Genomic DNA, 372 nt, shown 5'->3' on the forward strand with positions numbered 1-372 from the left:
GATCTACAAGACCTACACACATCAGAAGGCGGCACTCTGCGCGACCGTGACACGATATCGTGCGAAAGGTGCGATCCGTGATGTCGGCAAGGCACTCGGTCTGCCGGAGGATATGATCAAGGCTCTGTCATCGGGCATGTGGTCCTGGTCCGCCGATATGGTCGGCGACCGGAACCTTCGGGAACTCAACCTCAATCCCGACGACCGCCGGCTCGCGTTGACACTGAAGCTTGCGCAGCAACTGATGGGCGCGCCCCGGCATCTCGGCCAGCATCCAGGCGGTTTCGTGCTGACGCATGATCGGCTCGACGATCTGGTCCCCATCGAGCCGGCATCGATGGCCGACCGGCAGGTGATCGAATGGGACAAGGA

The 372-nt window shown here is 61.6% G+C and carries 1 pseudogene; it reads left to right on the top strand.

The annotated features are described in order from the left end of the window. Positions 1-372 (top strand): annotated as a pseudogene (locus AC1D0P_RS31960) (error-prone DNA polymerase); the annotation flags it as partial.

The organism is Polaromonas sp. P1_G2, from assembly GCF_056405515.1.